We start from the raw sequence: 10,252 nt of genomic DNA on the forward strand, positions 1-10,252 counted from the left end.
GACTGTAACCCCTCACCCGGCGCTACGCGCGACCTCTCCCAAGGGAGAGGTGAACCTCCGCTGCCGATCTGGTTCAACCTCATCTCATCACGCTCTCGAGTTACTGCTTGGCGTCGGCTGCGTTCAGCACCGTCTTGCAGGCCGCCGGCATCTGCGCCAGCGTCATCGGCGGGCGCGGTTTCGGCGGCTTCGGCGGCGGCTTCGGATGCAGCACCGAATCCTTGAACCAGAAGGCGAGGTCGGACGGCTTGCAGCCTTCGCCTTCCGATTGCTGCTTCTGCCCCTCGCATGCGGGGCTGCCGGACGGGCAACGCATGCGGATGTGGAAGTGGTAGTCGTGGCCCCACCACGGCCGGATCTTCGACAGCCAGCCGCGGTCGCCCTTGGCCTCGCGGCACAGTGCCTTCTTGATCGCCGGATTGACGAAGATGCGCTGCACCGCCGGCTCCCGCGCTGCGTCGCGGAGGACGAGCACATGGCCCGGCGTGAACACGTGCGGATCGATATCGAGCCGGTCGTCACGCACCATCATGACGGCCGACATCTCCTCGCGATCCTCGCGCGACAATTTGCGATCGGGCATCGGCGTCAGCCAGACGTCGGCGTCGAGCCCGATCTGGTGGCTGGCGTGACCTGACAGCGCTGGGCCGCCGCGCGGCTGGCCGATATCGCCGACCAGGATGCCTGGCCAGCCGGCGTCCTTGTGCGCGTTGGCCGCAAGCCGCTTCAAGAGCGCGATCATGTTGGGATGGCCCCAGTAGCGGTTCCGCGACAGGCGCATCACCTGCCAGGTGTCGCCGTTGAGCGGCATCTGCGCGGCGCCGGCGAGACAGCCCTTGGTGTAGCCGCCGATCGATTGGGTCGGCATCGCCGCCGGCAGCACCTTGCGGGCGAACAGCTGCTTCGCCCCGATCGTTGGATCGTTAGGATTGGCGAGCGGTGGCAATGGCTGCGGATTGAGCGAGCCTTTGTCCTGCGCCCGCGCGGAGATGGTGCAGGCGACGAGGGCGGAGACCAGGAGCGGGATCGGACGCAGGCGGGGTGTCATTCGGATCACTCTGTCCACGCAAGGCTAGCATGGATTCGTGCCGGACGAACCGCGCTCTCATCCCATTCGCTTGATCGCCCACAGGGCGGATCAAGATTACCCGCGTCTTCCCGTTCCGGATGTGAGCCACGCCACTTTACAAGCGCGCCGCGGCCGACATGATGCGCGCAATAATTTTCAGGGCTGGCATTTTTATGACAAGCGTATCTTGCGTGCGGTTGGCAGTTGCCGCCGCCATTGCCGCGTCGACACTGACGCTCTCGCCAGCGCGGGCCGACATCGTCGTTCACATCGACAAATCATCGCAGCGCATGGCGGTCAGCGTCGACGGTGCGACGCGTTACAACTGGCCGGTGTCGACTGGACGGCGCGGCTATGGCACGCCGAACGGCGTGTTCCATCCGCAGCTGTTGGCGCGCCGCTGGTACTCGCGGAAATACTACAACTCGCCGATGCCGTACGCGATCTTCTTCCATGGCGGCTTGGCCATTCACGGCACCTATGAGTTCACCCGCCTCGGGGGCCCGCTTCGCATGGTTGCGTGCGCCTGCATCCCTCGCACGCAGCACAGCTCTATGGACTGGTCGAGCGCAACGGCCGCGGCGGCACGCGGATCGAGATCACTAACTAACTTCGCAAGACGAGCGAACCGGTCGCGCCTTTTACCTCGCGATAACCCTGTCACACGCTGGCAAACATTGATGCGCTTGCGGCGGTTTCGGCGCATTCATTGTGCAGGCAGGCGCAGGTTTACCCTTCCTTCACCACGCTGTTGCGCCGCTGCGCTGCAAATCTGCGCTGCGGGCCGCTTGCGTAGCACCGGCCGCTCGCGTGCGGCGTGAACGCGCCTGCAAAGCGGGCAATGCCCGAACTTCTTATACAGCGCGGCTCTTCGCCAAGAGATACCAATTTTTCAGAGACTTATCGCAGAAATGTCGCCGAAACTGGAATGCGCGTGGGGCGTGCGAGTGCAATGATGCGGCCAAAGAAGATCAAGAAACCGAAACAGGCCAAACTGTCCCGTTCTCGGGGACGCCGGCCGATGCCGATGCCGAAAATGTCCAGCCGCTTGCGCCGCCCCGCTGTCGAAATCGGCGAACTGGTGCGCCAGCGCGCGCAGGCCGAGGCGGCGATCGCCGAGGCCCGCAGGTCGAACGCGCGGCTGCGCGAGGCGATCGACATCCTGCCGCAAGGCATCGTGTTCCTCGACCCCGAAGGCCGTTACACGCTCTGGAACAGGAAATACTCGGAAATCTACAAGCGCAGTTCCGATCTGTTCGAGCGCGGCGCGCGCCTCGAAGACACCATCCGCGTCGGCGTCGCGCGCGGCGACTATCCCGAAGCGGCCGGGCGCGAGGAAGCGTGGATCGCCGAGCGGCTCCAGAAGATGTACCAGCCTGGCGAGCGGCACGAGCAGGTCCTGGCCGATGGCCGCGTGGTCCTGATCGAGGAGCGATTGACCTCGGATGGCGGCATCGTCGGCCTGCGCGTCGACATCACCGAACTGAAGCAGCGCGAGGCCTCGTTCCGCCTGCTGTTCGACGGCAATCCGGTGCCGATGATCCTGTGCGCGCTCGACGGCGAACGGATCCTCGCGGTCAACGACGCCGCGATCGCGCATTATGGTTATGTGCGTGCCGAATTCGAGAAGATGACGATCAGGAGCCTGCAGGCATTCGATCCCGAGCTGCCCTGGGCCGCCGGCCGCAGCAGCGACGAGCAGGCGGCGCGGACCTGGAAGCATGTGCGTGCGGACGGCACGCTGATCGACCTTGCAATCTATTCGCGCCAGCTGATGCATGGCGACCAGCCGGCGATGCTGCTCGCGCTGATGGACATCACCGAACGCAAGCGCGCCGAGGCGCGGCTCGCCTTCATGGCCCAGCACGACAGCCTGACCGGTCTGCCGAACCGCAACCTGCTGCGCCAGCAGATGGAGGAGATGCTGCAGCACACCCGCCGCTCGACCGACAAGGTCGCGGTGCTGATGCTGGGGCTCGACAATTTCAAGGCGGTCAACGACACGCTCGGCCACGGCATCGGCGACAAGCTGTTGCGTGGGGTCGCCAAGCGGCTGCGCTCGACGCTGCGCGAGGAGGATGCGCTGGCCCGCCTCAACTCCGATGAATTCACCATCGTGCAGGGCGGCGTGATGCGGCCCGAGGACGCGGTGCTGCTGGCGCGGCGGATCCTGGATGCGATCGGCGAGCCCTATCTGCTCGAGGGCCATTCGGTGGTGATCGGCGCCAGCATCGGGATCGCGATGTCGCCCGGCGACGGCGAGGATTCCGAAAAGCTGCTGAAGAGCGCCGACATGGCCTTGTCGCGGGCCAAGAGCGAGTTCCGCGGCACCTTCTCGTTCTTCGAGGCGGAGATGGATGCGCGCGCGCAAAGCCGGCGCAAGATCGAGATTGATCTGCGCGATGCGATCCAGAATGAAGGCCTGCAGCCCTATTACCAGCCGCTGGTCGATCTAGCGAGCGGGCGCATCACCGGCTTCGAGGCGCTGGTGCGCTGGCCGCACCCGGAGCGCGGCATGATCTCGCCCGGCGAGTTCATCCCGGTCGCCGAGGAGACCGGCCTGATCAACCCGCTCGGCAGCCTGATGCTGCATCGCGCCTGCATGGACGCCGCGCAATGGCCCGACGACGTGCGCGTCGCGGTCAACCTGTCGCCGCTGCAATTCCGCACCGGAAACCTGCTGGCGCTGGTCACCGACGCGTTGCGGCAATCCGGCCTGCCGGCGCGGCGGCTCGAGCTCGAAATCACCGAGACGCTGCTGCTCGAGAAGAGCAGCCAGGTGCTGGCGACGCTGCATGCGCTGCGCGCGCTCGGGGTACGGATGTCGATGGACGATTTCGGCACCGGCTATTCCAGCCTCAGCTATCTGCGCAGCTTCCCGTTCGACAAGATCAAGATCGACCAGTCTTTCGTGCGCGATCTCGGTGCCAACCCGGACGCGCAGGCGATCGTGCGCTCGATCGTCAGCCTCGGCGTCGGGCTCGGCGTCACCATCACCGCCGAGGGCGTCGAAACCGAGGCGGAGCTGAGCTGCCTGCGCGCCGAAGGCTGCCATGAGGGCCAGGGTTTTCTGTTCAGCCGCGCGCGGCCGAACGCCGAGGTCATCAGCCTGCTCAAGGCGCAGCGCGTCGCGACGGCGCTGGTGGCGTAGCGAGGCTGCACTCACCGCGTCATTGCGAGCGCAGCGAAGCAATCCATCCATCCTCACGCGCGGAGGGATGGATTGCTTCGTCGCTTCGCTCCTCGCAATGACAGTGGAGAGAGTTGCGGCTGATTGCTAAACCTTCCGCTTGTCCAGATGATACGTCAACGCCAAGCCGACGCAGTGGCGCAGCGCGGCCTCGGGCAGCTTGCTGCTGACATCGAGCAGGATCGCGCGATTGCCGCTGTAGCTGAGCTCGGGATAGAGCTCGCGGAAGGTCTCGACCAGATTGGTCTGGCAGTGGAAGTAGACCGCGACCTGATCGGTGGCCGGCTTCACCTGGTCGATCCGCACCGTGCTGCCGCTGCCGGTCTCCGGCGTCAGGTAACTCGGCTGGCCCCATTTCAGCGTCTCTTCCAGCGCGCCGACGCCCTTGGTTGCTTGCGCGGTCTCGAAGATCAGCCGCCGCAGCGCCAGCAGCTTGGCCTTGACCGGGGCAGGGTAGGCGTCGAACAGCGCATCTGCCGCTTTCGCTTGCGGTCGTCGTGCCGCCTTGCTGGTCGATGCTGCCGGCTTGCGCATGGTGTGTTCCGCGATGACGTCTGGCGCGTCTATCTACCACAACGCCTTGAGCGTCAGATAGGCCGCCGCCGGTCAGGCCGCGTTGCGCAGTCCGGCGAGGAATGTATCGACGCTGTGCGACAGTGCGGAGGCGTGATCGCCGAGCTGGCCTGATGTATCCAGCACATTGCCGGTGAGCGCCCGGGAATGGCCGGCGGCCTCGCTCGCGCCCGCGATGTTGGCGGAGACCTCGACGGTTCCGGAAGACGCCTGTTGGACGCTGCGGGCGATCTCCCGCGTCGCCGAGTCCTGCTGCTCGACGGCGGCCGCGATGGCGGTGGCGATGCCCGAGATCTCGCGGATGGTGCCGCTGATGTCGCCGATCGCGCTGACGCAATTGCCGGTGGCGGACTGGATCGCGCCGACCTGGCCGGCGATCTCGTCGGTCGCCTTCGCGGTCTGGCTCGCCAGTTCCTTCACCTCGCTGCGACCACGGCGAAGCCGCGGCCGGCCTCGCCGGCGCGCGCGGCCTCGATGGTGGCGTTGAGCGCCAGCAGATTGGTCTGGCTCGCGATCGCGCTGATCAGACGCAGCACGTCGCCGATCTTCTCGGCTGACGCGGCGAGGCTCGTCACCATCTCGGTGGTCTCCATCGCCTTGGCCACGGCATTGTCGGCGACGCGGCTGGAATGGGTCACCTGGCGGCCGATCTCGGTGATCGAGGACGCCAGTTCCTCGGTCGCGGCCGCGACCGCATTGACGCTGGCCGACGCCTCCTCGGACGCGGCGGCTGCCGCAGCGGTCCGTTCGGAGGTGCCGTTGACGCTGGTGGTGATCTCGCCTGCGGCGCGCTGCATTGCGCTTGACGAGCGTGCGACGGCGGCGACCATGCCCTTGACGTCGGATTCGAAGCGGTCGGCCATCTGCCGCTGCAGCGCCTGCTTGTCGGCCGCGGCCTTCACCTTGTCGGCCTCCTGCGCGTCGCGCAGCGAGGAGGTTTCGATCATGCTGCGGCGGAACACGTCGACCGCCTTCGCCATCGTACCGAGCTCGTCGCGGCGTTCGCTGCCGGGGATCGTGACGCTGGTGTCGCCGCTGGACAGCCGGTTCATGACGGCGGTGATCGCGGTGAGCGGTCGTGACAGGCCGCGCCCGAGCAGGAATGCGAGCAGCACGGCACCGGCCAGGATCGCGACCGTGCCGAGGATCAGATTGCGCTGCGCACTCGCCGCAGCGGCTTCATAGTCACTGGTGTCCTTGACGATCTCGAGCACCGCGACCGGCTCGCCGGCATAGTTCTTGATCTGGCCGAGATAGAGCTCGACCGCATGGCCGTCGAGAACCGCGTCGCGCAGCACGGCGGCACCGCTCATCACGTTCTTGAGCTCGTCCTGGGTCGCGACCACGGTGTCGCCGAAGGTCGAAGACAGCCGCTTGAAGCTCTTGCCGTCGAATGAATGTACCGCGAGGTCGATGCCGAAGCGCTTCTTGGCGCGGTCGACGAATTCCTTGCCGAAGGCGACGCCGATGTCGACATTGCCCAGCGTCTTGCCGTCATGCATGACCGGGGTCATGCCGAAGATCGAAAGCGCTTCACGGCCGGGCTCGACGCCGACGATCGGCTTGCCGGCCTTGATCGATTCCACCACGGTGATGCGCCGCGTGGAGGCGTCGTCGCCGAAGATTTTCGGCGTGTGGATCCGGTAGAAGCTCGTCGCCGGGGCCTGCCAGAACGAGATCAGCGGGATGCCCTGCGCCTTGATCGCCGTCCAGGGGGCGCCGAGCAGTTTGCCGAGGCCGTCACGGTCGCCTTTGGCGATCGCCTCTTCGACCGGCGGCAGGGCGGCGATGACGGCGGAGACCGCGAGCGCAGTGCGGCCTTCATAGTCGATCGCCGCAATCACGCTGTCATACTGCAGCTTGAGCTGCTGATCGAGCGCGAGCCGGGTCAGCGCACGCTGCTGGCTGATGGAGAACCCGCCGAGGATGGCGCAGGCGACCGCGACGGTCAGTGAAATCGCCAGGATCAGGCGGGCGGCGATCGATCGAAGCGTGAACATGGTACCAGCGGAACTCCAGGCATTAGCGCCGTCCGGAACGTCTCAGAAAAAGCTTAACAACCAGATGTTGCGCCGCCGAAATTCGCGCCGGGACCATCATTGCCGGTGCCTACTTTCGTACGATGCAGCTGCACGCTGAGATTGGGTTGCACTAGTTGTGCCGCAGACTCGGTGGTAGATCACGGCACATAGACTTCCGCTTTTGTCCTATAGCCGTTTAAAATGGCACCTCCTGGACGGAGCCGTGTACACCAGCACGCGCCCTAACCGAATCCGACTTCAGCGTGCCGTCGGCGGCGCTGCGAGATTGCCCGCCAGGATCGCCTTGCCGGCGTCCTCATATTGGGTGTCGCGGGCCTGGATCTGCTGGGCGATCGCGTGCATGTCGCGAAACCGCCGCTCGAACGGATTCTTCGCGAACACCGCTGTCGCGCCCAACATGTGATAGGCGATGTCGACCACCGAGGCCGACTGGTGGATGGTCCAGGTCGAGGCGATGCGGATCGCGATGCGGTGCGCTTCGGTGATCGGTTCGCCGCGGGCGAGGTCGCTCCAGACGTCGTGGGCTGTCGCGTAGAGGTAGGCGCGCGCGGCGCGCAGGCTTGCCTCGGTGCGGCCGATCTGGCCCTGCACGGCATTGTTGTCGCGCATCGCCTTCAGGCCTTGCGGGGTCTTAGCCCGAGCGAGCTCGGTCGCCGCATCCAGCATGGCGCGGGCGACGCCGAGCGCGGTGGCGGCGAAGCCCATGCTGAACACCATGTTGGTGGAGAGCTTGTAGAGCGGTCCTCCCTCGCGGCACGCGGCGGGATCGTCGCGCAGCGCGGCGAATTTGTCCGGGATGAAGAGGTTGTCGACCGAATAGGAATCGGTGCCGGTGCCCTTCAGGCCGATCACGTCCCAGACGTCATACATCACAGCTTGCGACATCGGGAACAGGATGGTGCGGATCTCCGGCGAACCGTCGGCCTTCTTGCGCGGTAAGCCGTCCGCCTCGACGACGCGAACGTGGGCGCCGAGCCAGCTCGCCTGCCGTGAGCCCGAGGCGAAATCCCAGCGTGCATTGGCGCGATAGCCGCCGGGCTCGGCGCGGACCTCGTGGGCGATCGCGCCCCAGGCGAGAATCCCGGGCGCGGTGTTGAAGATCTCGTTAGCGGCGTCGGGCTCGAGATAGGCCGCGGTCATCGCGCAGACGCTGCACTGGCCGAGGCACCAGGCGGTCGAGGCGTCGGCCTTGGCGATCTCCTCCTGCATCTGCATGAAGGCGTCCAGCGTCGCCTCGGCGCCACCGAAGCGCTTCGGCAGCAGCGCACGGTACAGCCCGTTCTCGACGAGGGCTGATGTGACGGACGGTGTCAGCCGCCGCGTCCGTTCGATCTCGTCGGCCTCAGCGATGATCAGCGGCGCCAGCGCGCGCGCCCGCTCGACAAGGTCTACTCCCTGCGGCTTGTTCATGCGTGTCCTCGGCCCGTTCTGACATTCTTGTTCGGGGCGCGCGCGATGGTGACCCATCCGGCAGGCGAGGGCAAGGCGGGACGGCGCCGATGCAGGTCAGCTAACCATCACCGACGCGCGAGCGTGACGGACGCATCCGCGCTCAGGCGGCGGCGCGGCCGAGATCGAGCGAGGGCTGGCGCTTGGTCGAGAAGCTCAGCGCCACGGCGACCGCAGCGAGGCCGATCGCGAAGGAACCGGCGTGCAGCCACGTGTAGCCATGGAAGGTGTCGAACACATAACCGCCGGCCCACGGCCCGAGCGCCATGCCGAGACTCGCGAAGGCCGACACTGCGCCGAACACCGTGCCCATGATGCGCGCGCCGAAGAACTCGCGCACCAGCACGGCATAGAGCGGCATCACGCCGCCATAGGCGAGGCCGAACACGACAGACAGCGCGTAGAACTCGCCGAGCTGCGCCACCGCCAGATACGTCGCGATCGACAGCGCCTGCACCAGCAGGCCGCCGACCAAAACTGGCTTGGCGCCGAGCCGGTCTGCCAGCACGCCGAGCAGCAGGCGGCCGCCGAGCCCGGAGAAGCCGGCGAGGCTGTAGACCGTGACCGCGGTGAGCGGCGCGATGCCGCACACCATGGCGTAGGACACCATGTGGAAGATCGGTCCCGAATGCGCGGCGCAGCAGGCGAAGTGCGCCAGCGCCAGCGTGATGAATTGCGGTGTGCGCAGCGCCTGCGCCACGGTCCATTCCGTTTGCGGCGCGCTCGCGGCGGTCGTCATCGCAACGTTCGTTCCCTGCGGCGCCGGGCGCACCAGGAACGATGCGGGGATCAGCAGCACCCAAGCGGCGATGCCGATCACGAGCATCGCAAAGCGCCAGTCATAGGCTGATATCAGCCAGCTCGCCGATGGTGCGACCGTCAGCGGCGATACGCCCATGCCGGCCGACACCAGGGCGACGGCGAGGCTGCGATGCTTGTCGATCCAGGCGCTCGCGAGCGCCATCATCGGCGCATAGAAGCTGCCGGCGGCGATCCCGATCAGCACGCCGAAGCACAGCTGGAATTGCCACAGGCTCTGCGCCTGGCTTGCGGTCACGAGGCCAAGCCCGAGCAGCAGGCTGCCGGCCAGCACCACGATGCGGGTGCCGAAGCGATCGGACAGCGCGCCCCAGGCGAACGCCGCAAAACCCATGCAGAGGAAATCCAGCGTCGCCGCCGCCGACACGCCGGCGCGCGACCAGCCCATCGCATCCGAGATCGGCTGCAGGAACACCGCGAGCGACAGCATGGTGCCGAAGCCGACGCAGGTCATCAGCGCGCCCGCGCCGACGACGACCCAGCCATAATCGAAGCGAGTGGCTTTGCTCATGCGTTTCCCCGGCGCTGTTGTGTTTTGTCGTGCGCGCGGGGAGGATGGTGGCCTATCCGGGGTCCAGGGGCAATATGACGGGCAACATGCCTCTCATTCCGGGATCAGCGGATTGTGAGTTGCGTGCGCAAGTTGTCGCGGCGGCGCGCGGCTAAAGCGCGATGAGATTGGGTTAAATCGCCATCGCGCTTTAGCTTGTTGTTTAAGCATGATCTTTCCGGAAAACCGCTTCGCACTTTTCCGGATCATGCTCTACCCGCACTGCCAGGCGCGCCCGATCGGTGTCCAGACCCAGCACGGGCCGTAGCTGCCGCCATTGTAGCGTCCTCCGCCATGGAATCCGGGGCGGCCGAAGTAGTGCCAGTCCCCGCCATACCAATATTCCGGTGAAAAGTCCGGGTAGCCGCGGGCGGCGCCGCGCGGGCCGAGCACCGGAATGGTCTGATTGGGCGGCTGTCGGTAGCCGGGCAGGAAGCCGTAGCCATGCCAGCGGGTACCGCCGTGCCGCTTTTTCGAGGAAGCGGCCGAGCTCAGATCCGGCTGCAGCAAGGCGAGGATGACGATCAGGAGGGACAGGATGCGCAACATGATCGGAGTCT

Annotated in this window: 7 protein-coding genes and 1 pseudogene; 2 read left to right on the forward strand and 6 right to left on the reverse strand. The window is 66.4% G+C overall.

Annotation, left to right across the window (positions count from 1 at the left end):
• Positions 1 to 100: 100 nt before the first annotated feature.
• A complete protein-coding gene (gene mepA / locus AKN84_RS43535; protein WP_050426484.1) occupies positions 101 to 1,048 on the reverse strand; it encodes a penicillin-insensitive murein endopeptidase in 948 nt (315 codons plus the stop codon).
• A gap of 212 nt (positions 1,049 to 1,260) precedes the next feature.
• On the opposite strand from mepA, the gene AKN84_RS50940 reads away from it, so the two are divergent.
• On the forward strand, positions 1,261 to 1,890 hold the full coding sequence (locus tag AKN84_RS50940) for a L,D-transpeptidase (protein ID WP_244485792.1): 630 nt from the start codon (positions 1,261 to 1,263) through the stop codon (positions 1,888 to 1,890).
• 215 nt (positions 1,891 to 2,105) lie between these two features.
• Positions 2,106 to 4,220: a putative bifunctional diguanylate cyclase/phosphodiesterase gene (locus AKN84_RS43545; RefSeq protein ID WP_244485793.1), complete on the forward strand. Its 2,115-nt coding sequence runs from the start codon at positions 2,106 to 2,108 to the stop codon at positions 4,218 to 4,220.
• Positions 4,221 to 4,346: 126 nt separating this feature from the next.
• Here the strand turns inward: AKN84_RS43545 and AKN84_RS43550 are convergent, their stop codons facing one another.
• From AKN84_RS43550 to AKN84_RS43570, 5 genes and pseudogenes are all read right to left on the reverse strand, one after another.
• On the reverse strand, positions 4,347 to 4,793 hold the full coding sequence (locus AKN84_RS43550; RefSeq protein WP_050426485.1) for a DUF1801 domain-containing protein: 447 nt from the start codon (positions 4,791 to 4,793) through the stop codon (positions 4,347 to 4,349).
• A gap of 72 nt (positions 4,794 to 4,865) precedes the next feature.
• Positions 4,866 to 6,832, reverse strand: a pseudogene (locus tag AKN84_RS43555) (methyl-accepting chemotaxis protein).
• 279 nt (positions 6,833 to 7,111) lie between these two features.
• Positions 7,112 to 8,284: an acyl-CoA dehydrogenase family protein gene (locus AKN84_RS43560; protein WP_050426486.1), complete on the reverse strand. Its 1,173-nt coding sequence runs from the start codon at positions 8,282 to 8,284 to the stop codon at positions 7,112 to 7,114.
• Positions 8,285 to 8,426: 142 nt separating this feature from the next.
• Positions 8,427 to 9,653: an MFS transporter gene (locus tag AKN84_RS43565; protein ID WP_050426487.1), complete on the reverse strand. Its 1,227-nt coding sequence runs from the start codon at positions 9,651 to 9,653 to the stop codon at positions 8,427 to 8,429.
• Between the two features lie 252 nt (positions 9,654 to 9,905).
• Positions 9,906 to 10,241: a hypothetical protein gene (locus AKN84_RS43570; protein WP_050426488.1), complete on the reverse strand. Its 336-nt coding sequence runs from the start codon at positions 10,239 to 10,241 to the stop codon at positions 9,906 to 9,908.
• Positions 10,242 to 10,252 lie beyond the last annotated feature (11 nt).

Source organism: Bradyrhizobium tropiciagri (assembly GCF_001189845.1).
GTDB lineage: Bacteria > Pseudomonadota > Alphaproteobacteria > Rhizobiales > Xanthobacteraceae > Bradyrhizobium > Bradyrhizobium tropiciagri.